Origin of the sequence: Nocardioides sp. NPDC057577 (assembly GCF_042801335.1) — a bacterium.
Lineage (GTDB): Bacteria > Actinomycetota > Actinomycetes > Propionibacteriales > Nocardioidaceae > Nocardioides.
In genome coordinates, this window is record NZ_JBHVGB010000082.1 from 1 (window position 1) to 24,239 (window position 24,239).

Consider the following 24,239-nt stretch of genomic DNA (forward strand, 5'->3'; position numbering starts at 1 on the left):
GATTCTTGGTTCAGAACCGGATCGCGTCGATGATCCTGACCCGCGCGGCGATCATCGCCGGGAGGATGCCCGCGATCGCGCCTACCGCGAGGGCGACGGCGAGACCGAGGAACGCCGCCGAGAGCGGGAAGGGCGGGACGTCGTCGATGCCCTGGAGGACGTACTTCTCCACCAGCGGGTTCTTGATCGCGGCGACGGCCAGGAGCACGCCGACCACGCCCGCGACGACGGTGGCCACCACGCTCTCCATCATCACCGAGAAGAACACCCGCCCCGTGGTTGCGCCGAAGCTGCGCCGGATCCCGATCTCACGGATCCGCTGCTGGATGGTCACCAGCGCGATGTTGAGCAGGCTCAGCGCACCGAGCAGCAGGATGATCCCGGCGATCCCGAGGATCACCCACTTGACCGGTCCGATCGGGTCCTCGCCACCCCAGGCCATGTAATCGTCGCGCTGGGCGTCGACCTGGAGTCCCGGGAGCTCTGCCCGCATCGCCATCCCGATCTCGTTGGCCAGCTCGTCGGCGCCCTCGACCGGCACCCACATCTCGTAGCTGGCGTCGGTGGGGCCTCCGGCCTGCCAGTGCTCCATCGAGTCGGCCAGCATGAACGCGCGCGGCGTGCCGTAGCCCCGCAGACTCGTCACGCCGACGATCGTGGCGGTCACCGACATCCCCTGGCCGTTCAGCTCCACGGAGGTCGGCAGCGGCACACCCTGCAGGCCGAGCTTCTTGGCGAAGGTCTCGTCGATCACCAACGCCGGCGAGAGCCGCTCCGCGTCGGACTCGTCGAGCCAGCGGCCCTGCGGCACCACGACCCGGTGGATGGCGGCGTACGCGGGGTCGACGCCCATCAGCTCGACCCGCTTGCTGCGACTCGAGGTGGTCGCCTTGATGTCGTAGGCGGAGATCCGCGCCGATGCGTACGTCACGTCGAACCGCTCCGCGACCGTCTGGAACGCGGGCCGGACCCGCTCGACGGAGAGCGGCATGCCGTTGGTGTCGTCGTAGGCCATCACCGAGATGTGTGCCGGCCGGCCGTCGACCTCGTAGGACTCGGTGAACATCTGCTTCGCGATCTGTCCGGCCGCGACGGTCGCGGTGATCGAGGCGACCGCGACCGCCACTCCGACCAGGGACAACAGCACCCGGAGCTTGTGGATGCGCAGCTCCTGCCACGCCTCGACGGTCGAGGCGGCCAGACCGGTGACGAGGCGGGCCAGGGCCGCTCTCACGCCACCGCCTCCTCGGTCAACGGGTGCAGCCGACCCTCGGCCAGCCGGAAGCGCCGCCGGGCCAGGGCGGCGACGTTCTGGTCGTGGGTGATCGTGATCAGCGCCGCGCCGGAGTCGTACGTCGCCTGGTCGAGCAGCTTCATCACCATCGCGCCGGTCTCGACGTCGAGCGCGCCGGTCGGCTCGTCGGCGAGGACGACCGACGGGGTGCGCACGAGCGCCCGGGCGATGGCGATGCGCTGCTGCTCGCCGCCGGAGAGGAACTGCGGCATCGCGTCGAGCCGGTCGCCGAGGCCGACCTGGTCGAGCATCTCGGTCGCGCGCCTCCGTCGTTGCCAGAACTCCTTCCCCGAGGCGTAGAGCAGCGGTGCCATCACGTTCTCCAGCGCCGTACGCCCCGGCAGCAGGTTGAACTGCTGGAAGACGAACCCGACGTCCCGTCCGCGGATCCGGGCCGCCTGCCGGTTGCTGATCTCGGTGACGTTGCGACCTGCCCACTCGAGGGTGCCACCGGTGGGCCGATCCAGCAGGCCGAGCAGGTTCAGCAGCGTCGACTTGCCGGTGCCGGAGCGGCCGACGATGCCGACATGGTCCCCGCGCCGTACGGCCAGATCGACGCTGGTCAGGATGTGCAGGTCCTCGCCGTCAGGGAGCTCGACCGTGCGGGCCACGCCGGTGAGCCGCAGGAGCTCCTCCGCGCTCACATCTCCCCCACGGGCATCTCTTCGGACATCCCGTCGCCCGACTCCTTCGAGCCCGGGACGTAGCGCAGCACGGAGTCGCCGGCCTTCAGCCCGCTGGTGACCTCGACGAGCTTGCCGTCGGTGACACCGAGCTTGACTGGCTGCTCGGTCGGGGTGCCGTCCTCGCCGACGACCCAGACGCTGCCGTCGCGGACCAGGCCGGTGACGGCGGTGACCGGGATGGTGACCACGTCGCCGTCGCTCTTGCCCGCGTCGATCGTCATGGTCATCGTCAGACCGTCGAAGACGGTCACCTTCTCCGGCACCAGGCAGCTGATCCGGGCGCCGGCGCCGGACTCGCCCTCGGTCCCGGACTCGCCCTCCATCATCTCGCCCTCGGGTGCGTCGTCGGTGATCGTCTCGGTCGCCGCGTCGCCGATGCTCAGGTCGGTGCAGGTGAACGGCTTCGGGCCGCCCTCGATGGTCACCGTCGCGGTGTCGGGGTCGGTGGCCAGCCGGTAGCGGTCCAGCGGCGAGATCGCGCCGACCGCCCGGAAGGTCGTGGGACGGATCGAGACCACCACGCCGTCCTCGGCCACCTCGCCCATCATGTCGACGGCGTAGTTGCCGACGACGCCGGTGGCGGGCGCGACGACCGTGTACCAGTGGTAGACCGGCTTGGGCGCGGACGGCTCGACCGGTGCGTCGTCGCGATCGCCGTCGCCGGTGGCGTCATCGACCTTCCCGGGCTCTTCGGCGGGCTCCTCCTCGACGGGCTCGGCAGGCTCCTCCTCGGCGCGTACCTGGAAGAGCTTGTCGCCCTTCTTCACCCGGGCACCCGTCTCCGCGAACCTGTGCGCCAGCACGCCGGTCATCGAGCTGGTGGCCGAGACCGGCTTGTCGATCACGATCGTGCCGTCGACGGTGAGGGAGTTGGAGATCGTGCCCTTCTCGGCGACGACCTCCTCCGCAGGGATCTGCCCGGTCGGCGTGAGCGGTGCCCCGTCGGCATCCTGCGTCGACCCGGCGAAGGCCAGCTTGAAGAGGCTGACCGCGATGACCAGCCCGATCACTGCCCAGAACGACTTGAAAAGTACGCGGCGCACCGCCGTCTTCGACATGAGCGGACTGTAGCCCCGCCTTCTGGATCGCTGCGGCCGAATTTCCACCGGGTTTGTCAACACTCCATCCACGTATGTCTCGAACACGTGTTTGATCCCCTAGACTCCGGGGCCGACCGATCGATCGCCTCAGGCACGGGAGACCCCCACGATGCGTCCCGACAACGACACGACCCCGGCAGGCAAGGGTTCGGCAGGCAAGGGCTCGACCGGAAATGGTCGCGGCCTCATCCTCTTCGGCGCCGTCTCGGTCGCGCTGATCTCGACGGCCGCTGCGTACGTCGCCATGGTCGGCTTCGGGCGCGACGTGCTCGCCATGGGTGCGATCAACGCCTACGCCTTCGCCGGCGTCTTCGAGCTCTCGCTGGTCACCGTGGCGCTGATGGCCCGCGAGGCGGCTCAGCAGGACCGGCCGGCTCAGACTCTGCTGACCCTGACCTGGCTGCTGTCCGCCGCGTCCGGGTTCTTCGCCGGCTGGCACGAGATCCACCTCGGGCACGCCGCCACCGCCGCGGCATTCCGGTTCATCGTGCCGCTGCTGGCCGCCCTGATGTGGCACCTGGCCCTCGTCGGTGACCGCCACCTGGCGATGGAACGCTCCTGGTCCGACCTGCGGATGGGCGCTCGCATGCATGCCCTCCTCGCCACCCGGGTCGAGTGGCGCCGGGCGCGCGACACGGCGGTGCGGAAGCGTACGGCCTCGTCCCGCCGGAAGCTGGAGCGCGCGCAGAAGCGCTACTGGCGCGCCGAGGCGGTCGCCCTGCGGTCGGTCGCGCCGGGCGCGATGCGCGACCAGATCACCCAGTGGGTCGACGCCTTCGCCGCGGTCGCCGAGGGCACCCGCCAGGCCGACCGGCTGCCGATCACGCTGCCAGATGTGCACGAGGCGCTCAGCGTGCCGGTCATCGGGCGGGTCTCTGCCGAGCAGATCACGGAGCAGATCACCGAGCCGGCTGAGCAGCGCGACGAACTGCCCGGCGAGCCGGTGCCGAACGATCTCGCCGACATGCCTCGCGAGGTGCTGCCGCCGCGGGAGAGCCGGACGCGTGAGATGGCCTCCGCTCTCGCCACCCCCGACACTCGCCGCCGGGTCTCGAGCCGCGTGACCGAGGCCGCCCGCACCGCCGCCGACGCCGCCCCGGGTGCCGGGATGGCCCCGGAGTTCAGCAACGGCCGCACGGCCACCAAGCCGCCCGAGGTCGACGGCACGCTCCTCGACCGGATCCCGTTCCCCGAGAACATCCCCGATCCCGAGCCGGCGATGGACTACCCCGACGCGTTCCCCGACGAGATCGAGGACCTGCTCGCAAACCTGCCGGAGGACAACGCTCAGGCCGCCAGAGTCCTGGTCCGCGCCGGCGCCCGGGTGCCGGACGTGGCCGCCAAGCTGGGCGTCAGCCAGCGCACCGTCTACCGGTGGACCACCAACGCCCGCACCTGACCGCCGCCGATCGGGTCAGCCCTCGAGGTCGGCCTTGAGCTTGGCGAGCGTGGTCGCCATGCCCGTACGCAGCTCCTCGGTGAAGTTCTCCTGACCGCCGAAGGCGACCTTCGTCAGCGAGCGCGAGAGCGCGGAGATGCCGGTCGGGGTCTCCCGACGGTGGGTCACGGCGGTCCCCTCGGCGGTCTCCGCGAGCTGGTAGGACCACACGGTCGTGTTCTCGGTGATCCGGAACGCGAAGTCGGAGTGCGGGGCGAAGCGTACGACCTTGGCGTTCGTCGGCCAGTGTTTCCAGCCTTGGTGGTTGATGTTGAGGAAGCGCGTCCCCTCCTTGACCTGCCCGAACACGACGGTCTTCACCACCTGCGGGCTCCACGAGGACATCCGCGGAAGGTCCGTGATCGCGGCCCACACCTGAGCCGGCGTCGCGTTGATCGTGGTCGTTGCCTCGAGATCTGTGATCGTCGTCATGCCCGGAACCGTACCGTCAGTATGGCTCGATGGACAGTAGTCGCCCAGATGTCAACAGCGCGGCCGGAGCCGTTCCGTCAGGGGATGTGCCTTCGACGTTCGATCGAATACGCGACGTCCTGTCCGGTCCCGCCGTCGCCGTAGTCGCTCCCGGTGCCGCCATACAGACGGTCGCCACTGCTGTCGCCGTAGAGCTTGTCGGCGCCACCGGCCCCGTAGAGGTAATCGGCACCCGCACCGCCCTGGATCACGTTCGCGGCACTGCTGCCGGTCAGCCGGTCGGCGTAGGAACCTCCCGTGAGGTTCTCGATCGCGAACATCCTGTCCGAGCCGGCCCCGCCGGATGCCGACGTCATGGTCGAGGTGACCCGTCCCGTCGCGCTTGTGAAGCTCGCCCTGTCCGTGCCCGACCCGCCATCGACCGTGTCGTTGCCTGAGTCGCCGCGCAGGACGTCGGCACCACTGCCGCCGAGCAGCCTGTCGTTCCCGCCGGCTCCGACCAGGGTGTCGTTGCCACCGCCACCGGCGATCAGGTTGGCAAGGCCGTTGCCGGTGAGCGTGTCCGCGTACCCGCTGCCGGTGACGTTCTCGACGCCCGCGAGCGTGTCAGTACCGACACCGGAGCCTGTGGCTCGGGTCATCGAAGCAGTGACACGGCCGGTCGCGTAGTCGTACGAGACGGTATCGGTGCCGCTACCGCCATCGACGGTGTCGTTGTCGGCGTTGCCACGGAGGGTGTCGTTGCCTGCGCCGCCGAGGACCCGGTCCTTGCCGGTGCTGCCATAGAGCGAGTCGTTGCCTTCCCCGCCGGACACGGTGTCGCTGCCCGCGCCGCCATTGAGGATGTCGTTTCCGCCACCGCCGGTGAGCACGTTGCCAACACTCGTCCCGACGATGGTGTCGCCATAGTTCGATCCGGTCACGTTCTCGCAGTCGAAGGCTCGGTCGTCACCGCCGCCGCCGGTGACGTTGTATGCCGTGTGAGGATCTGCGGCGGTGAACCGGATCGCCGACCCTGCGCCGGCGTACGAGACGGTGTCGGTCCCGGTGTTGCAGGCCAGGTGCTCGTCATCAGGTCCGCTGACGACGGTGTCGTTCCCGGCGCCTCCGCTGACCACATTTGCGCCGGCACCACCCGAGACGATGTCGTCGCCGTCACCGCCGTCCAGGACGTTGTCTGTCGCGTCACCGGTGAGGTGATCGCGGTAGCGGCTGCCGGTCAGGTTCTCGATGCCGGCCAGTGTGTCGTTCCCACTGCCTCCGGTCGCCTTCGTCGTCGATGCCGTGACACCGGCCCCGGCCGCCGCGTACGTGGCCGTGTCCAGGCCCAGGCCGCCGTCGATGCGGTCATTGCCGAGGCCGCCGTCGATCACGTTGTCGCCGTCGTCGCCGCCGAGGACGTCGTCGAAACGGGTGCCGACCAGTGCCATCCCCGAGACCGACGGCATCGGGATGCGCTGAGACGCAGTGATGACGGCCGGGTCTCCGATGGCGTACGTCGCAGGCTCGGTCAGGGCGCTGAATGTCAGAGTCCCACCCTGGTAGCTTCCTCGCTCACCCGGCGCACAGTCCGGGGCCATGGTGTCGTCCACGACGAACATGTCATTTCCGCCGCCGCCATGGATGTTGCACAAGCGACCGGGATGAATCACGTCGTCGACCGACGATCCCCGCACCGTCACTCCAGGGGCAACGGTGAACGTGTCCCCGCTGCTGAAGGTCCCGGCGGTGCCGTCGATGGTGACTGGCGTCGTGGCTCCGGACACGACCTGCGCCGTCGAATCCACGAACGTGTCGGCCGCCGGCCCACCGAACAGCCGGTCGTGTCCTGGGCCGCCCTCGAGGACCGCGGCCTCAGGTCCGGCATGGAGTCGGTCGTCCCTAGACGATCCGACAAGGTTCTCGATGTCGCTGACGCCCACATCCCCTACCCCTGCTGGGTAGTACGCCACGTCCGGGCCTGGCCGGGCGGCCAGAGATACCGCGCGGTCGACACGGCTGAAGTCCAGCGTGTCGGTGCCCGCGCCGCCCATGTACGAATCGTTGTTGGTGTCGACCTCCGGGTCCATGTCGCCGCCGTAGAGCACGTCGTCACCGGCTCCGCCGCTGAGATACTCGCGGCGGTGATCGCGCCCAGCCAAGTGGTCGTCCTGAGGGCTCCCGCTCAGTTGGTAGAGGGCGCAGGGCACGCTGTCCATCCCTGCGCCCGTGTCCTGACGCGTCGCCGAAACATCGATCTGGGCGCCACAGAGGCTGAGGTCGACATTCACACCGACCGGCACGTCGGAGTAGAGCAATCGTCCGGCAACGGTTCCCTTGGCGACGACGATGTCGTCGTCGCCCATCCCCGGGAAGTAGTAGTCCATGCCACCGTTGCCCCGGAACACGTCGTTGCCGTCGCCGCCGCGCATGTAGTCGGTGCCGCCCGCCCCGATGATCAGGTCGTCTCCACCCTCGCCGTAGACCTGATCGATGTCTGCTCCCACGCCGCTGCCACCACCCAGTCCACAGATCACGTCGTGACCGCCCAACGCGTGGATGACGTCCACACCTGACGTACCGACGATGACGTCGTCCCCGTCGGTCGGCGCTCCGCCTGCACCGATGTCGACGGTGACGGCCAGGCCACCGCAGGTCGCGGGCGCAGGCTCGTCCGCAGCGGCCGAGGAGATGAGCAGCGCGCTTCCGGTCAACAGGATGGGGACGATGGAGGCGTACGCGACGAGGCGAGGACGAGACACGAGAGCTGCCTTCGATGAGTCGAGATGGAGTGTTGCGCACCTCTGTGAGACCCACGAGACCAGATCGCGCCGGCACAACCTAGCCCATCCCAGCCCCCTGGGGTATGGCACGAACGGGTCAGGCGGAGCGCTCGGCCCACCAGGCCAGCAGCCGCTTGGCGGCGTCGTCCTCGGAGAGGATTCCTTCGTCGAGGCGCAGGTCCATCAGGAACTTGTACGCAGCCCCGACCTCGCGACCGGCAGGAATGCCCAGCAGCGACATGATCTGGTTGCCGTCGAGCGCGGGACGGAGGGCGGCGAGCTCCTCCTCCTCGGAGATCCGCTCGATGCGGGCCTCGAGGGCGTCATAGGTGCGGGCGAGGCGGTCGGCCTTGCGGCGGTTGCGGGTGGTGCAGTCCGCGCGAGTGAGCACGTGGAGCCGCTGCAGCTGGTCGCCGGCGTCTCGCACGTAGCGACGGACCGCGGAATCGGTCCACTCCCCGTCGCCGTAGCCGTGGAAGCGCAGGTGCAGCTCGACGAGCGAGGAGACCGCGTCGATCTCGTCGTTGGAGAAGCGCAGCGCCTTCATCCGCTTGCGGGTCATCTTGGCGCCGACGACATCGTGGTGGTGGAACGAGACGGTGCCGTCGTCGTGGAACTTCCGGGTGCGCGGCTTGCCGACGTCGTGCATCAGCGCCGCGAACCGCGAGACGAAGTCGGGCCCGCCACCGAGACGCGCCTCCTGCTCGATCGACTGCTCGAGCACGGTCAGAGTGTGCTCGTAGACGTCCTTGTGCCGGTTGTGCTCGTCGCGCTCCATCCGCAGCGCGGTCAGCTCGGGCAGCACCAGGTCGGCCAGCCCGGTCTCGACGAGCAGCGAGAGGCCTCGACGCGGGAAGGGCGCGCAGATCAGCTTCACCAGCTCGTCGCGAACCCGCTCGGCGGAGATGATCGAGATCCGCTCGGCCATGTCGGTCATTGCCGCCACGACCTCCGGCGCGACGTCGAAGCCGAGCTGGGCGGCGAATCGCGCCGCGCGCATCATCCGCAGCGGGTCGTCGGAGAAGGAGTCCTCCGGGGTCCCGGGCGTACGCAGCACCCGGGTCGCCAGGTCGACCACACCGCCGTAGAGGTCGACGACCTCACGGCCGGGGAGCCGCACCGCCATCGCGTTGACGGTGAAGTCGCGGCGTACGAGATCGTCGGCCAGCGAGGTCCCGTAGGCAACGGCAGGCTTGCGGGAGTCGGCCGCGTAGGCCTCGGAGCGGTAGGTGGTGACCTCGACCTGCCACGGGCCCTTGCGGGTGCCGATGGTGCCGAAGTCGCGGCCCATGTCCCACAGCGCCTCGCCCCACGTACGCAGGATCTTCTCGGTCTCCTCGGGGCGGGCCGAGGTGGTGAAGTCGAGGTCGTTGTGCGGTCGGCCGAGCATCGCGTCGCGGACGGGGCCGCCGACCAGCGCCAACTCGTGACCGTCTGCAGCGAAGGCCTCTCCGAGGGAGTCTATGACCGGTGCGATACGGTCCAGTTCAGCAGTCACCGATCGCTGAACATCGGCGACGCTGATCGGGGGAAGCTGGCTGTCGGACACAACGCCGCAGTCTACGAGGACCGCACCCCCTGAAAGATATTCTCGAAGTCATGCCAGTCCGCCAGCATCAGGCGAGGCCGCCACGGCCACGTGGGCGAGTCACCGCCGCACTCGTCCTGGTGCTGCTGGCACCCCTGCTGCTGATGCTGTCCGCGACCACGCTGGCCGCCCCGGCCCGGGCCGCGGAGGAGACCGCGGAGTCCGATCCGCTGGCGATGAGCATCGACGAGCTCGACACGGTCAGCCTCGACGGCCGCACCAAGGGCCGGATCACCCTGCGCGGCAAGGTCACCAACACCACCGAGGAGGAGTGGCACGGCGTCAAGGTCTACCCGTTCGTGGGCGACACGCCGATGACCACCTCCGAGGAGCTGGCCGAGGCCGCCGACATGCCCGCGGACGCCCTGGTCGGCGAGCGGGTCGTGGCCGAGGGGACGTACGCGGCGATCCCCGACCTCGCGCCCGGCGAGACCTACTCGTGGTCGCTCTCGGTGCCGCGCAGACTGCTGGGCGTCACCGAGCCCGGGGTCTACTGGTTCGGGGTCCACGCGCTCGGCTCCACCACGCCGAACACCGCCGACGGTCGGGCACGCACGTTCCTTCCGCTGGTCAAGGAGCCGAACAAGAAAGCCAAGGCCGAGAAGGTGTCCCTGGTGATGCCGCTACGGCGCAGCGTGGTCTACAACGGCGACGGCAGCGTGAACTACCTCCCGGGCTGGACCCGCGACCTGGGCGCCGGCGGACGGCTCTTCCGGATGCTCGAGACCGGCTCCGAGATGCCCGATCTCACCTGGGCCATCGACCCAGCGCTGATCGATGCCGTACGCAACCTCGCCGAGGGCAACCCCGCCCGCAACCTGGCGCCGACGGACGAGGGTGAGGAGGAGCCGGAGGAGAGCGGGAGCCAGAGTGCGTCGCCCTCGGCCTCCGCGCTGGTGCCGAGCCCCTCGGCCAGCGCCGACGCCGACGCCGAGGAGCCGATCGACGAGGAGGCCGAGGCTGCGAAGCAGGCCGCGACGGTCTGGCTGGGTCGACTCGAGGACGCGCTCGCCGGCCACAACCTGATCGCTCTCCCCTACGCCGACCCGGACCTGTCCGCGCTCGCCACGACCGACCCCGACCTGCTGGCCACGGCGCGCGAGCACACCGCCCAGGCGCTCGCCGAGCTCGGCATCAAGGCGACCTCGGCCGTCGCGCCGCCGACCGGCTACCTCGATCGCGCCGCGGTCAACCTGCTCGAGCCAGGTGCGGTCAGCCTGGTCAGCGACAAGATGTTCCGCGGCACCGCGCCGGTCATCGCCGACCTCGACGGTCACCAGATGATCGTGACCTCCTCCGGCGCTGCCGCCGGCGGGCCCGGGCCCAACGATCCGATCGACGCGATCTCGGTGCGCCAGCGTCTCGTCGCCGAGGCGGCCCTGCTGCGCGGCTCCGGCAAGCCACTCATCGCCGTGCTCCCCGACGGCTGGCACCCTCCGCAGAGCGCGGCCTCGTTCGTCACCCCCTGGAACAAGGCCGCCTGGATCTCGTCCTCGACCCTGGACGAGGCCCTCACCGGGCAGAAGGCGACGTCGATCACGGCCGACAAGCTCCGCTACCCCCGTCGCGAGATGAAGGCAGAGATCTCCTCCGACCGGATCGACACGGCCAACGAGCTCATCGGTGCCGGCGAGATGCTGCAGCGGATCCTGACCCACAACGACGAGGTCGCCTCCGACATCCTCAGCGAGGCTCTGACCTCGATCTCCTACTCCGCCCGCAAGAGCAACACCGACCCGGCCGCCGACGCGCTGAGCGAGGTCAGCTCCGAGCTCAGCTCGGTCACCGTGGCCGTACCGCCGAAGGTGATCCTCTCCAGCATGAAGGGCGGCGAGTTCCAGGTCACCCTGAGCAACGAGCTCGACGAGCCCGTCACGGTGCGGCTGGACGCGATCACCGACGAGTCGCTGCGGGTCGCGACCTCCGAGCCGGTCCAGCTCGACGCCAACTCCAAGGCCAGCTTCAACCTCGCCGCGAGCATGCTCGACACCGGCACCCACACCGCGCTGATCGTCGTCACCGACACCAAGGGCAACCCGCTGGGCGCCCACGCCTCCGTCCCGATCCGCCCCTCGCAGGTGAGCGGAGTGATCTGGTGGTTCGTCGGCACCGGCTGCGCGCTACTCTTCGCGGCGATCGCCGTGCGACTCACCCGGCGCATCATGAAAGCCAAGAAAGCACGTACGTCAGGAGGCGACGAGTGAGTGGAGAGCGCGAGCGCGGAACGAGCTCGGGCGCTCTCGACGAACGAGGAGCCGAAGCGAGCGAAGCGATCGGCAGTGATGTGACAGCCCCCGAGCAGAAGTCCGGCGGAAGCTCGATCCTGGCCAACAGCGCGGTGATGGCCGCGGGGACGATGTTCTCCAGGGCCAGCGGGTTCATCCGCTCAGCACTCCTCGTCGCCGCCCTCGGCTCCGGGCTGCACGCCGACGTCTTCAACATCGCCAACACCGTGCCCAACATGCTCTACATCCTGTTGGCGGGCGGCGTCTTCAACGCGGTGCTCGTGCCGCAGCTGGTGAAGGCGCAGAAGAAGGACGCGGACGGCGGGGCTGCCTACACCGACCGGATCATCACGCTCGCCGGGCTCTTCCTCGGTCTCGTCACGATCGTCCTGGTGCTCGCGGCGCCGCTGTTGATGAACCTCTACCTCAGCGACAAGTGGTACGCCGCGGAGAACGCCGCCCAGCTCGAGTCGGCCATCGACTTCGCCCGCTGGTGCCTGCCGCAGGTCTTCTTCTACGGGATGTTCGTGCTGGTCGGGCAGGTGCTCAACTCCCGCGGCAGCTTCGGGCCGATGATGTGGGCCCCGATCGCCAACAACATCATCGCGATCACGACCCTGGTGACCTACCTGGTCGTCTTCGGGCCCTCCGACGTCGGTGGCTTCACCACCGGCCAGGAGGTTCTCCTGGGGCTCGGCTCGACCCTCGGCATCGTCCTCCAGTTCCTGCTGCTCCTGCCGGTGCTGCACAAGACCGGTGTGCGCTACCGACCCCGCTTCGACTTCCGCGGCGCCGGGCTCTCGCAGACCGCGAGGCTGGGCATGTGGACGGTGCTCTTCGTGGTCGTCAACCAGGTGGCGTACACGATCGTGGTCAACCTCGCCTCGGAAGGTTCGGGAACCGGCGGCACCGGCTACACGGTCTACTCCAACAGCTTCCTGGTCACCCAGGTGCCGCACTCGATCATCACGGTCTCCCTGGCGACGGCGATCCTGCCGGTCCTGTCGCGCTACGGCACCGCCGGCGAGCTGCCCGAGCTGGGACGTACGCTGTCGCAGCAGCTGCGCAACGCGCTCGCCATCGTGATCCCGATCGCCTCACTGATCCCGGTGCTCTCCGAGGACATCGCCCACCTCCTGTTCGGCTACGGCGCCGGCGCCGACGCGTTCAAGGACTACGCCCCGACGCTGACGGTCTTCGCGGCCGGGCTGGTCTTCTTCACGATCCACTACCTGCTGCTGCGCGGCTTCTACTCGCTGGAGCAGAACCGCACGGTCTTCTTCATCCAGTGCGCGGTCGCCACCACCAACATCGTCGCCGCGCTGCTGCTGACCAGGGCCGTCTCCTCGGAATACACCGCGCCCGCACTCGCCGGCGCCTACACGCTGTCCTACCTGGTCGGCTCCGTCGTCTCGTACGTCGTGCTCAAGCGCACGCTCGGAGACCTGGACGGTCGCGGGCTGCTCGGGTTCCTCGCCCGCCTGGTCATGGTGACCGTCGTGGCCGCGGCCGCCGCATGGCTGCTCCGCACGGCGCTGGGCATGATCAACGACGAGCCGACGATGGTGCTGGCCTTGATCGGGGCCGCTATCGTCGGGGCGCTGCATCTCGGCATGCTGCTCCTCGGGGCGCAGGCTGCCCAGGTCAAGGAGCTGACCACGATGGTGCAACAGGTTGCCCGACGGCTGCGCCGTTGACCATCGGACAGCCTCATCACTGTCTGGCAAGGTCTGAAAGAATGGGTCCGATATGGAGTTCACGCAATCAGGCGACGTCCTCGCCGGCAGATACCAGCTGACGGATCTGCTGAGCGAGTCCCGCGAGGGACGCTTCTGGCGCGCCCAGGACGCGGTGCTGGGCCGCCCGGTTGCCGTGCACGTCCTCGATGCCCGCGACGAGCGCGCACCGCGCCTGATGGCCGCGGCCCGCAACTCCGCTGCCGTCGGCGACCCCCGGATGCTGCGCGTCCTCGACGCCGCCCAGACCGACCAGGTGGCGTACGTCGTCAACGAGTGGGGCGAGGGCTCGTCGCTGGAGAACGCGCTGGCCGCCGGTGGCCCGCTGCCGCCGCAGCAGGCCGCCTGGATCGCCTCCGAGGTCGCCGACCTGCTGGTCCTGGCCCACGACCAGGGCCACGCCCACGGCCGGCTCAACCCCGAGGCCGTGCTGCTCGACGACCTCGGCGCGGTGCGTGTCATCGGCTTCGGTGTCGACGCCGCACTGCACGGGATCGACCCCGACACCCGTGACTCCCAGCGACGCGACCGAGTCGACGCCGTCGGCGTCCTCTACGCCGCCCTAACCGGCAAGTGGGCGGGCGAGACGCTGTCCTCGATGCCTCCGGCGCCGCGCGACCACGGCCGCGTGCTCCGTCCCCGTCAGGTACGCGCCGGTGTGCCGCGTCCCCTCGACGACCTCTGCGACCGGGTGCTGGGCAGCGGCGCCGACATGCCGCCGCTGACCGCGGCCGAGCTGCACTCCGCGCTCGCCGGTTTCTCCGGTGAGCCGACCGCCCCGCTCAACCGGCCCTCGGCCATCGACGAGGAGACCCAGGCGATGGCGGCGCCGACCCAGGCCGAGCCGGCCGAGGCACGGGCTGCGTCGAACGCCATCGGCGTCGCTCCCGATGCCGTACGCCCCCAGCGCCAGCGCCCGTCCTCCCCGCCGCCGATGCAGGACCCGACCCCGTCGAAGCCGCTGTTCGCCGATGAGACCCCCGGTTACGTACCGCCGCAGCGGCCCCAGCAGGCGCCTCCGGCCGCTGCCCGGCGTCCGGTGGCCCCGGATGCCTCCTACAACGGCTGGCAGGGCCCGTGGACCGGCGCCAACGTACCGATCGCCGAGGAGCCGGACTACAACCAGAAGCCCGGCACCAACTGGCTCCGCGTCGCCATGGGCGTCGGCCTCGTCGTGCTGGTCCTCATCGCCGGGTCGATCGCCTGGAACATCATCAACGACGACCCCAACACGACCGCCGAGAACCCCGGCACCGGCAACAACGGCGGCGACAACACCGCTGCCGCCGAGCCGACCGTCATCAAGGGCATCACCGCCAAGGACCTCGACCCCCACGGCGACCCGCCCACCGAGACGCCCGACCTTGTCGACCTCGTGGTCGACGGCGACACGAAGGGTCTGGCGTGGCGTACGCAGCGATACAACGATCAGATCGGCGACCGCCCCCGTTCCCTCAAGCCCGGCATCGGCCTGGTCCTCAACCTCAAGGGCGAGTACGCCGTCGACTCCCTGAAGTTCAACATGATCGGCGAGCCCACCGACATCGAGGTCTACGTCGGCGACTCCCCGTGGAGCGACGACCCGACCGGCGCTCCCGCCGCCAAGGGCAGCGTCGGCACCGAGGACGAGATCAAGGTCGATGGCGCCCCTGAGGGCAGCTACGTACTCGTGTGGATGACCGGTCTCCCCCAGGTCGACGGCGGCTACCGCGCCGAGGTCAAGGAAGTCCAGGTCCTCGGCACCCCCGTCTCCTGACGCGAGTCGGGGTCTCGGCGTTCAGGGCCCTGGAATGTACGTGGCCTACGATCTGTTGTGCAGTTCGCCAGCCACACCTGAGGAGCCATTGATGCCGACCCCGTCGTCCCCGACCGACCCCCGCAACGTGATCGTCGTGGGTTCCGGCCCGTCGGGCTACACCGCAGCTGTCTACAGCGCCCGCGCGGGACTGCAGCCGCTCGTCTTCGAGGGGTCGGTGACCGCCGGGGGTGCCCTGATGAACACCACCGACGTGGAGAACTTCCCCGGCTTCCGTGACGGCATCATGGGCCCGGAGCTGATGGACAACATGCGTGCCCAGGCGGAGCGCTTCGGCGCCGAGCTCGAGCCCGACGACGTCATCGAGATGGACCTCACCGGTCCGGTCAAGGTCGTCAAGACCGCGACCGACACCCACTACGCGAAGGCCGTCATCCTCGCCACCGGCTCGGGCTACAAGAAGCTCGACCTGCCCCGCGAGGACGAGCTCTCCGGCAAGGGCGTCTCCTGGTGTGCGACCTGCGACGGCTTCTTCTTCCGTCAGAAGCCCATCGTGGTCGTCGGCGGCGGCGACTCCGCGCTGGAGGAGGCCCTCTTCCTGACCCGCTTCGGCTCCTCGGTCACCCTGCTCGTACGCCGCGACGAGCTGCGCGCCTCCAAGATCATGCAGGAGCGCGCCTTCGCCGACCCGAAGCTCGAGATCGCCTGGAACTCCGTGGTCGAGTCCATCAACGGCGAGCTCTCCGTGGAGAGCATCACCGTCAAGGACACCAAGACCGGCGAGCTGCGCGACCTGGAGTGCTCCGGCCTGTTCATCGCCATCGGCCACATCCCGCGGTCCGAGCTGCTCGTGGGCCAGGTCGACCTCGACGACGATGGCTACGTCCTGACCAAGGACGGCTCCACGGCCACCAACATCGAGGGCGTCTTCGCCGCCGGTGACCTGGTCGACCACGTCTACCGCCAGGCGATCACCGCCGCCGGCACCGGCTGCCAGGCCGCGCTCGACGCGGAGAAGTTCCTCGCCCACCAGGCCCACGCCGAGGCGGCTGCCGTCTCGGCCTGATCGCCGCGTCTACCCTGGTCATCTCGACAAGCTCGATGACCGGGGGCTGGGAATGCGCGACGCAGACCCAGCGTTCTGACCACAGACTTCCCAATACCCGTCCCTACCGAGAAGGAACCCATCGTGGCTGACAACATGACCGCCGTGACCGACGCCGAGTTCGACTCGACCGTCCTGAAGTCCGACAAGCCCGTACTGGTCGACTTCTGGGCCGAGTGGTGCGGCCCGTGCCGCCAGGTCTCCCCGATCCTCGAGGAGCTGGCCGGCGAGCACGGTGACAAGGTCACCTTCACCAAGATGAACGTCGACGAGAACCCGGTCACCCCCTCCACCTACCGCGTCACCGGCATCCCGACCATCAACGTCTACCAGGGCGGCGAGGTCGTGAAGTCCATCGTCGGCGCGAAGCCGAAGGCCGCGCTCCTCAAGGAGCTGCAGGAGTTCATCGGCTGACACCAGCTGTCACACGATGGCGCGCCACTGTCACGGTGGCGCGCCATCGTCATTTCGCGGAACGGGTGGTCTCGACAAGCTCGACCACCGGGCTCGACCACCGGGCTCGACCACGTTTCACATGAAACATTCACTCCGCGTCGCGATGCAGCTCGGATGAGGCAGGGGACGGATGGTTGCGGGGGCGCACGACGTCACGCAGCCGCTCCCAGGCCGACTCGAAATCGTCGATCCAGGTGACGGTCTGCTTCAGATCCATCCGCATCCGCGGCACGGTGGGGTGATCCCGGTACGTCTTGAAACCGACCCGCCCCAGAAAGTCGGCCGGGGCGGCGCAGCGCCGGCCGTGGATCCCGCTCAGCGGCCCGACGTCACCGAAGGCCTCGATCGCGCGGACCGATCCCCGCTGGACCAGGTCGCGCGCCATCCCCTGCACCAGCATCCGGCCGATCCCGCCACCGACATGGCGCGGATCGATCCACACCGTGGTCATCAGGACCGCGTCGGCGGACACCGGACCGGAGGGGAACGAGGCCACCCGTGGCACGAAGACCGGCGGCGCGTAGAGCACGAACCCCGCGGGCGTACCGTCCACGACGGCAACCCGCCCGCAAGACCCCCATTCGCGGAGCACCTCGGAGATCCATGCCTCCTTGAGCCCGACCGTCTGTGCGGAGGCGACGCGTCGATGGCCGACGGGGTCGCGCTCCCAGAACAGACAGGCGCGACACGGCGCCGGGACCTCGGCGAAGAGGTCCAGCGTCAGCGGCAGGATACGGCGTGCCATGTCTCACCCTTGATACTCGGTTAAGGGTCTGTCACCAGCGTATGCGATCCTTCATGATGGTGACACCATGACTGATCTTCCCCAGCGCGCAACATCATCCCGACTCGATCCCTACGCCGACCGCTACGCCGCACGCACCGCAGGCATGACGGTCTCGGAGGTCCGAGCTCTCTTCGCAGTGGCTGCGCGCCCGGAGGTCGTCTCGCTGGCAGGCGGCATGCCCAACATCTCCAGCCTCCCGCTGGACGTGGTCGGCGACTCGATCAAGGATCTGATCCTGACCCAGGGCCCGACCGCGCTGCAGTACGGCGGCGGCCAGGGCGATCCCGTCCTGCGCGAGCAGATCTGCGAGGTCATGCGCCTGGAGGGCATCGAGGCCCACCCCGACGACGTCGTCGTCACCGTCGGCTCCCAGCAGGCCGTCGACCTGGTCACCCGCGTCTTCTGCGACCCCGGCGATGTCGTGATCTGTGAGGCTCCTTCGTACGTCGGGGCTCTCGGTGTCTTCAAGGGCTACCAGTGCGACATCGTGCACGCCGAGGTCGACGCCAGCGGCCTGATCCCGAGCGCGCTCGAGCAGGCGATCGTCTCCACGAAGTCCGCGGGCCGCAAGGTGAAGTTCCTCTACACGATCCCGAACTTCCAGAACCCGACCGGCGTCACCATGACGCCCGAGCGCCGCACCGAGATCCTCGAGATCTGCCGGCGCCACGACATCCTGGTCCTCGAGGACAACCCCTACGGGCTCCTCGGCTTCGACGACGAGCCCCGCCCGGCGATGCGCGCCCAGGACCCGGGTGTCATCTACCTCGGTTCGTTCTCCAAGACGTTCTCCCCGGGCCTGCGGGTCGGCTGGGCGCTGGCCCCCTCCGCGATCCGCGAGAAGCTGGTCCTCGCCCAGGAGTCCGCGACGCTCTGTCCGCCGCCGTTCAACCAGATGGCCGTCTCCGCCTACCTCGCCAACCACGACTGGCAGGGCCAGATCAAGCAGATGAGGGAGATGTACCGCGAGCGCCGCGACGCCATGCTCGACGCGCTCGAGGACTACATGCCCGCGGCGTGCACGTGGACCAAGCCCGACGGCGGCTTCTTCGTCTGGCTGACGCTCCCCTCCGGTATCGACAGCAAGGCGATGCTGCCTCGCGCGGTCACCTCGCGAGTCGCGTTCGTCCCCGGCACCGGCTTCTTCGCCGACGGCTTCGGTGCCTCCTCGATGCGGATCTCCTACTGCTATCCCACCCCGGAGCGGATCCGAGAAGGCGTACGCCGCCTGGCGGGTGTCATCGAGGCCGAGATGGAGCTCCTGGAGACGTTCGGTGCGACCGGGCCCATCCCCGGCCTCCCCATCCGCGGCGCTGAGCACCCCTCGACGAACACGCAGTAGGTCGGCCACCGGTGGTCGAGCCTGTCGAGACCACCTGTCACGCAAGGGTCATCTCGACAAGCTCGATGACCGATCCCCGAGCCTCATCTCGACAAGCTCGATGACCGGGAGACCTCGGTGGTCGAGCTTGTCGAGACCACCTGGCCTCGTTGAGAGGTCATCTCGACAAGCTCGATGACCGGGCAAATCTATTTGTCGACAAAGCTCTTTAGCGCTTGATGACTAAATGGACTCGTCCGGTGCGGCTGACATCAGCTCGACGATCCGGCGCAGGTCCTCCAGGGTGGCGAACTCGACGGTGATCTTTCCCTTGGAACGGCCCAGATCGACCTTGACCCGGGTGTCGAAGCGGTCCGAGAGCTTGTCGGAGATCTCCTTGAGCCCGGGAGCAGTCGGCTTGGCTCGCCGCACGCGCGGCGTGGCGAAGGCGTCACCGTCCGGGTCTCCGAGGGCGACGATCTCCTCGAGGCCGCGTACGGAGATGCCCTCCGCGACCACCTTCTGAGCCAGCTTGTCCTGCTGTGCCTCGCCGTCGACCGCGAGCAGCGCCCGGGCGTGACCGGCCGAGAGAACGCCGGCGGCGACCCGGCGCTGGACCGACGGGGACAGCTTCAGGAGCCGGATCGTGTTGGAGATCTGCGGCCGCGACCGACCGATCCGCTGCGCGAGCTCGTCGTGGGTGCACTCGAAGTCGCTGAGCAGCTGCTGGTAGGCCGCCGCCTCCTCGAGAGGGTTCAGCTGCGAGCGGTGCAGGTTCTCCAGAAGCGCGTCCCGGAGCATGTCGGTGTCGTCGGTCTCGCGGACGATCGCCGGGATGACATCGAGGCCGGCCTTCTGAGTGGCGCGCCACCGGCGCTCACCCATGACCAGTTCGTAGGAGTCGGTCGCCACCTTCCGGACGACGATGGGCTGGAGAAGGCCGATTTCCTCGATCGAATGGACCAGTTCGGCCATCGCCTCTTCGTCGAAGACCTGACGAGGCTGCACGTGGTTGGGGTGGATCTGCGTGACCGGCAGCTCGGCGAAATATGCACCGTCGACGGGTGCCAGATTCGAATTCTCGATCTGGCGGCCTTCCGCCGAGTCGGTGGACCCGGGGTCCACGGATGAGCCAGAAGTCGCTCCAGCGGAAAGGTCCGAATGACGGACGTCCGGCTGGACAGAAGCGCTGTCCGCCGACTCGTTCCCGCCAGCCGGAGGAGCGGTCGGGATCAGTGAGCCCAGACCTCGTCCGAGACCACGCTTCGGCGGCTGCTTACTCATTTCTTCATGTCCCCCATGTCAGATTCTTGCTGTTTCGCGGGTGGTCTCGACAAGCTCGACCACCGGATTTCCGGCCGCTTCGCGGGTGGTCTCGACAGGCTCGATCACCGGTGCTCTGCCCGTCTCGCCAGTGATCTCGACAAGCTCGATCACCTCAGTGCTCGCTCTGTTTGGCGAGCTCCTTGGCGGCCTCGAGATAGCTCAGCGCACCCGGTGAGCCCGGGTCGTACGTCATCACCGTCTGCCCGAACGACGGCGCCTCGGACACGCGCACGGCGCGGGGGATGAAGGTGCGCATGACCGTGTCGCCGAAGTGCTCGCGCACCTCCTCGGCGACCTGCGACGCGAGGCGGGTGCGGGCGTCGTACATCGTGATCAGCATCGAGGAGACCTTGAGCGTCGGGTTCAGCGCGGCGCGGACCATCTCGACGGTCTTGAGGAGCTGCCCCAGACCCTCCAGCGCGTAGTACTCGGCCTGGATCGGGATCATCACCTCGGTGCTCGCGACGAGCGCGTTGACCGTGAGCAGGCCCAGCGACGGCGGGCAGTCGATGAGGACGTAGTCCCAACGGTCTTCAGCGTCACCCACGCGGGGGGACCTGGCCAGCGCCTCTTTCAGGCGCTGCTCCCGTCCGCGCTCCTCGACGAGCTCGACCTCGGCGCCGGCCAGGTCGATGGTCGCCGGCACCAGCTCGAGGCCCTCGAGCTTCGGGACCGGCACGACGACGTCCTCGAGGGTGGCCCCCTCGACCAGGACCTCGTACGTCCCCGGGGTGCCTTGGAAGTGGTCGACGTCGAACGCGGTGCAGGCGTTGCCCTGCGGGTCGAGGTCGATGACCAGAACCTTCTGACCGAGCTGCGCCAGGGCCGCGGCGATGTTGACCGTCGAGGTGGTCTTGCCGACGCCGCCCTTCTGGTTGGCGGAGACGATCACGCGCGTGCTCGCCGGGCGCGGCAGCGGCGGCCGATTGCTCGCCGCACCACGCGCCAGGAGCGTGTGCTCGGCGGCAGCGGCGAGCGGCGTCGCCTCCGTGTCGAAGTCGTTCTCGAAGGACGCGATGTCCCCGGCCGTACGGAGCCTGATCGACACCGGTTCGTCGGTTTCACGTGAAACGGCGTTCTGTGCGCTCTCGTCGTCGTACGGCATGTTTCCTCATCCTCATCGTTCGGTCATCGAGCTTGTCGAGATGACGTCTCACGCCCGAAAGCTCGTGGTCTCGACAAGCTCGACCACCTTCAACGGCGGCGCTTCTTCTTGCGGGACCCGCCCTTGGGCCCCTTCTGGCCGCCCTTCGGGACCGGCGGCCAATCTACCCGTGCGGGATCCGACCAAACCACCCGAACCGCGACAGTTGTTGTCTCCAAAACGCCTACACCGAGCTCTGAGACCGTCGGCGGTGCGCATCCCCACTTCTTCAGCGCCGCTTCGGCCTCGTCGATCTCCGCCTCGATGCTCGACCCCTTCATCGCGACGAGCGCGCCCGTCGGTACGACCAACGGCATCGACCAGTCGAGCAGCTTGCCCAGGCCGGCCACGGCTCGCGAGGTCACCACGTCGAACCCGAGCTCGCCGTGGAAGGCATCCGCCCTCCCCCGAAACACCGTCACGTTCTCGAGACCGAGATCCTCGGCGACCTCCTCGAGAAAGGTCGTACGCCGCAGCAGCGGCTCGATCAGCGTGATGTGCAGATCCGGGCGGGCGATCGCGAGGACCAAGCCCGGCAGTCCCGCACCAGACCCAATGTCAGCTACCGCGACCCCCTCGGGGATCACCTCCCCGAGCACGGCGCAGTTGAGGATGTGCCGATCCCACAGCCGCGGAACCTCCCGCGGTCCGATCAAACCGCGCACAACCCCCGCGTCGGCCAGCCAGGCGGCGTACCTCTCTGCGAGCTCCAGCCGATCAGCCGGAAAGAGCTTCTCCGCCCGAGGGTCCACCTCGCCCAGGCCACCCAAGTCCCCACGTTCCTCGCTCACACACGAACTGTTTCACGTGAAACGCACAACCAAGAACTCCCGATGGCCGAACGCCGTCGAGACCACAGCACCCACGTACGCACGAGTTCCCGGTGGTCGAGCCTGTCGAGACCACCGCATGCCGTACGCACGAGTCTCCGGGGGTCGAGCCTGTCGAGACCACGACTCGCGCTCCCCTCACCGCGTCATCTCGACAAGCTCGATGACCCAGTCCCGGTGGTCGAGCTTGTCGAGACCACGGCACCCTCGTACGGATGAGGTCATCTCGACAAGCTCGATGACCCAGTTCGGTGATCGAACCTCTCGAGACCACGGCTCTCGCGCTCCCCTCACCGCGTCATCTCGACAAGCTCGATGACCCAGCTCCGGTGGTCGAGCCTGTCGAGACCACCACCCCAGACGAAGCGGAGGTCTCGACAAGCTCGACCTCCAGGAGCGCTCGACCCAGGACTGTCGGTGGTCGCACTCATGATGAGGACATGGCTTACACATACATGCTTCTCTGCGCCGACCGAACCCTCTACGTCGGCAGCACGACGGACCTCGAACGCCGCATGACCGAGCACCGGGTCGGCCTCGGTTCGGAGTACACCCGCCATCGCCTCCCGGTGCAGTTGGTCTGGTACGAGCAGTACGACCACGTCGATCATGCGTTCATGCGGGAGAAGCAGGTCCAGAACTGGAGTCGAGCCAAGCGCCTCGCTCTCATCAGAGGAGACCTCGGCGAGCTCCCACGCCTAGCCAACACGTCGACGACGCCACACCCCTGACCCACACTCAGCAGCGAGGGTCATCTCGACAAGCTCGATGACCGATGGTCGAGCCTCCCGAGACCACAGCACCTACGAGGTTCCGGTGGTCGAGCCTGTCGAGACCACCACACGTACGCACGCACGAGCCTCCGGTGCTCGAGCCGGTGGTCGAGCCTGTCGAGACCACAACCCCCACTCCCCTCACCACGTCATCTCGACAAGCTCGATGACCGACCCCGATGGTCGAGCCTGTCGAGACCACCACACGTACGCACGCACGAGTCTCTGGTGCGCGGGCCTGTCGAGACCACAACCCCCGCTCCCCCCACCACGTCATCTCGACAAGCTCGATGACCGACCCCGATGGTCGAGCCCGTCGAGACCACCACATGCACGTACGCACGAGCCTCCGGTGGTCGAGCCTGGTGGTCGAGCTTGTCGAGACCACCACATCTACGTACGCACGACGTCATCTCGACAGGCTCGATGACCACCCCGTTTCACGTGAAACCGACCTCCCCGGAGACGCCTGGAAGAACGCTGGCCCAACGAATCCGCGGAAGGGTTCCCAAAGGCGCCGCGCGGGCGCTGGGTGCGCTAAAGTCCGCGGGCAGGCTCGCGAATCTGATGCAACCGCGCACGCTGCTCGAACGTCTTAGTCGTAGTAGGTCGCACCCCGGGTGCGACTCCAGCGGCCCGTGCGACCGGGCCCTCCATCCATGACCCACGGAGCTGATGTGAACGTCCGTAGAACCCCGGTGGCGATCTTCCTCACCACCATTCTCGCCCTGGGATTCTCCCTGGGCTCGATCGCGGCGCCGAGCAGCGCCCAGGCCAGCGCGCCGTCGGCCTCCGTCGGGCAGGTCGGGCTGCACACGGCATACAAGGCTCTCTACCAGCAGGGCTCCACGGGCATCGGGGTCCGCAAGATCCAGGCTCGCCTCAAGGAGCGGCAGATCTTCAAGGGACGCGTCACCGGCACCTACGGCTCGAAGACCGCCGGCGCCGTCAAGGTGTTCCAGCGCAACCAGCACCTGACGGTCACCGGCAAGGTCAACCAGCGCACCCTCGACCGGCTCCGCTCGCTGACCAGCACCCCGACCGACGCGAAGCTCTACAACCTCGACCGCCGCTGCCTCACCGGCCGTGTCCTCTGTGTCGACAAGACCGACCGCCGGATGCGCTACGTACGCAGCGGCAAGATCATCCGAGCGATGGATGCCCGCTTCGGCTGCTCCGACACGAAGACCCGCGAGGGCGCTTTCAAGATCTTCAGGAAGAGCCGCAACCACGTCTCGTCGATCTACCACACGCCGATGCCGTACGCGATGTTCTTCAACGGCGGCCAGGCGGTGCACTACTCCTCGGACTTCGCCGCCCGCGGCTACAACGGCTGCTCCCACGGCTGCGCGAACGTACGCAACAAGTCGTCGATCGCCTGGGTCTTCGACCAGGTCCGCATCGGTGACGGGGTCGTCGTCTACTGGTCCTAGCCGCGCCGGTGGTCGAGCTTGTCGAGACCACCGGCCCTCAACAGGGT

The 24,239-nt window shown here is 68.5% G+C and carries 20 protein-coding genes; 9 read left to right on the forward strand and 11 right to left on the reverse strand.

The features are described 5' to 3' along the window. Nucleotides 1-10: 10 nt before the first annotated feature. From ACFU7D_RS16805 to ACFU7D_RS16815, 3 genes are read right to left on the reverse strand one after another with little or no spacing between them, the layout of a single operon-like run. Nucleotides 11-1,234, reverse strand: a complete 1,224-nt coding sequence (locus ACFU7D_RS16805) for an ABC transporter permease (protein ID WP_378868980.1) — start codon at nucleotides 1,232-1,234, stop codon at nucleotides 11-13. After that, nucleotides 1,231-1,938, reverse strand: a complete 708-nt coding sequence (locus ACFU7D_RS16810) for an ABC transporter ATP-binding protein (protein ID WP_378868983.1) — start codon at nucleotides 1,936-1,938, stop codon at nucleotides 1,231-1,233. The genes ACFU7D_RS16805 and ACFU7D_RS16810 overlap by 4 nt, the downstream gene beginning before the upstream one ends. Next, complete coding sequence (locus ACFU7D_RS16815; RefSeq protein WP_378868986.1) at nucleotides 1,935-3,038, reverse strand: efflux RND transporter periplasmic adaptor subunit; 1,104 nt, start codon at nucleotides 3,036-3,038, stop codon at nucleotides 1,935-1,937. The genes ACFU7D_RS16810 and ACFU7D_RS16815 overlap by 4 nt, the downstream gene beginning before the upstream one ends. A 151-nt stretch (nucleotides 3,039-3,189) precedes the next feature. Between ACFU7D_RS16815 and ACFU7D_RS16820 the strand changes: the two genes are divergently transcribed. Continuing rightward, on the forward strand, nucleotides 3,190-4,479 hold the full coding sequence (locus ACFU7D_RS16820; RefSeq protein WP_378868988.1) for a helix-turn-helix domain-containing protein: 1,290 nt from the start codon (nucleotides 3,190-3,192) through the stop codon (nucleotides 4,477-4,479). Nucleotides 4,480-4,494: 15 nt separating this feature from the next. On the opposite strand, the gene ACFU7D_RS16825 is transcribed toward ACFU7D_RS16820, so the two are convergent. The 3 genes from ACFU7D_RS16825 to ACFU7D_RS16835 all read right to left on the reverse strand — a co-directional run bounded on the left by ACFU7D_RS16825 (nucleotide 4,495) and on the right by ACFU7D_RS16835 (nucleotide 9,261). Next, a complete protein-coding gene (locus tag ACFU7D_RS16825; protein ID WP_378868991.1) occupies nucleotides 4,495-4,950 on the reverse strand; it encodes an SRPBCC family protein in 456 nt (151 codons plus the stop codon). A 77-nt stretch (nucleotides 4,951-5,027) separates the two neighbouring features. Next, complete coding sequence (locus ACFU7D_RS16830) at nucleotides 5,028-7,691, reverse strand: calcium-binding protein (protein ID WP_378868993.1); 2,664 nt, start codon at nucleotides 7,689-7,691, stop codon at nucleotides 5,028-5,030. A gap of 118 nt (nucleotides 7,692-7,809) precedes the next feature. Then, entirely contained in the window at nucleotides 7,810-9,261 is a 1,452-nt protein-coding gene (locus ACFU7D_RS16835) for a CCA tRNA nucleotidyltransferase (RefSeq protein ID WP_378868996.1), read from the reverse strand. Nucleotides 9,262-9,311: 50 nt separating this feature from the next. On the opposite strand from ACFU7D_RS16835, the gene ACFU7D_RS16840 reads away from it, so the two are divergent. The 5 genes from ACFU7D_RS16840 to trxA all read left to right on the forward strand — a co-directional run bounded on the left by ACFU7D_RS16840 (nucleotide 9,312) and on the right by trxA (nucleotide 16,536). Next, a complete protein-coding gene (locus ACFU7D_RS16840) occupies nucleotides 9,312-11,504 on the forward strand; it encodes a DUF6049 family protein (protein WP_378868998.1) in 2,193 nt (730 codons plus the stop codon). Beyond that, the gene (gene murJ, locus ACFU7D_RS16845) at nucleotides 11,501-13,222 is read left to right on the forward strand and encodes a murein biosynthesis integral membrane protein MurJ (RefSeq protein ID WP_378869001.1); all 1,722 of its coding nucleotides are present in this window, start codon (nucleotides 11,501-11,503) and stop codon (nucleotides 13,220-13,222) included. The genes ACFU7D_RS16840 and murJ overlap by 4 nt, the downstream gene beginning before the upstream one ends. 52 nt (nucleotides 13,223-13,274) lie before the next feature. Continuing rightward, the gene (locus ACFU7D_RS16850) at nucleotides 13,275-15,017 is read left to right on the forward strand and encodes a protein kinase family protein (protein WP_378869003.1); all 1,743 of its coding nucleotides are present in this window, start codon (nucleotides 13,275-13,277) and stop codon (nucleotides 15,015-15,017) included. 91 nt (nucleotides 15,018-15,108) lie between these two features. Then, nucleotides 15,109-16,083, forward strand: a complete 975-nt coding sequence (gene trxB, locus ACFU7D_RS16855; RefSeq protein WP_378869006.1) for a thioredoxin-disulfide reductase — start codon at nucleotides 15,109-15,111, stop codon at nucleotides 16,081-16,083. Between the two features lie 123 nt (nucleotides 16,084-16,206). After that, complete coding sequence (trxA, locus tag ACFU7D_RS16860; RefSeq protein WP_091044069.1) at nucleotides 16,207-16,536, forward strand: thioredoxin; 330 nt, start codon at nucleotides 16,207-16,209, stop codon at nucleotides 16,534-16,536. Nucleotides 16,537-16,666: 130 nt separating this feature from the next. Here the strand turns inward: trxA and ACFU7D_RS16865 are convergent, their stop codons facing one another. Continuing rightward, nucleotides 16,667-17,323: a GNAT family N-acetyltransferase gene (locus ACFU7D_RS16865; RefSeq protein ID WP_378869009.1), complete on the reverse strand. Its 657-nt coding sequence runs from the start codon at nucleotides 17,321-17,323 to the stop codon at nucleotides 16,667-16,669. 67 nt (nucleotides 17,324-17,390) lie between these two features. On the opposite strand from ACFU7D_RS16865, the gene ACFU7D_RS16870 reads away from it, so the two are divergent. Continuing rightward, nucleotides 17,391-18,707: a PLP-dependent aminotransferase family protein gene (locus ACFU7D_RS16870; protein WP_378869012.1), complete on the forward strand. Its 1,317-nt coding sequence runs from the start codon at nucleotides 17,391-17,393 to the stop codon at nucleotides 18,705-18,707. 222 nt (nucleotides 18,708-18,929) lie between these two features. On the opposite strand, the gene ACFU7D_RS16875 is transcribed toward ACFU7D_RS16870, so the two are convergent. The 4 genes from ACFU7D_RS16875 to rsmG all read right to left on the reverse strand — a co-directional run bounded on the left by ACFU7D_RS16875 (nucleotide 18,930) and on the right by rsmG (nucleotide 21,947). Then, entirely contained in the window at nucleotides 18,930-19,970 is a 1,041-nt protein-coding gene (locus ACFU7D_RS16875) for a ParB/RepB/Spo0J family partition protein (protein WP_378869014.1), read from the reverse strand. Nucleotides 19,971-19,988: 18 nt separating this feature from the next. Beyond that, entirely contained in the window at nucleotides 19,989-20,123 is a 135-nt protein-coding gene (locus ACFU7D_RS16880) for a hypothetical protein (protein ID WP_378869017.1), read from the reverse strand. Between the two features lies 1 nt (nucleotide 20,124). After that, nucleotides 20,125-21,060, reverse strand: a complete 936-nt coding sequence (locus tag ACFU7D_RS16885) for a ParA family protein (protein WP_378731546.1) — start codon at nucleotides 21,058-21,060, stop codon at nucleotides 20,125-20,127. A gap of 146 nt (nucleotides 21,061-21,206) precedes the next feature. Further along, entirely contained in the window at nucleotides 21,207-21,947 is a 741-nt protein-coding gene (rsmG, locus tag ACFU7D_RS16890; RefSeq protein ID WP_378869021.1) for a 16S rRNA (guanine(527)-N(7))-methyltransferase RsmG, read from the reverse strand. A gap of 290 nt (nucleotides 21,948-22,237) precedes the next feature. On the opposite strand from rsmG, the gene ACFU7D_RS16895 reads away from it, so the two are divergent. Beyond that, a complete protein-coding gene (locus ACFU7D_RS16895) occupies nucleotides 22,238-22,717 on the forward strand; it encodes a GIY-YIG nuclease family protein (protein WP_378869024.1) in 480 nt (159 codons plus the stop codon). Between the two features lie 719 nt (nucleotides 22,718-23,436). Beyond that, the gene (locus ACFU7D_RS16900; RefSeq protein ID WP_378869027.1) at nucleotides 23,437-24,192 is read left to right on the forward strand and encodes a L,D-transpeptidase family protein; all 756 of its coding nucleotides are present in this window, start codon (nucleotides 23,437-23,439) and stop codon (nucleotides 24,190-24,192) included. The last annotated feature ends 47 nt before the right edge of the window (nucleotides 24,193-24,239 follow it).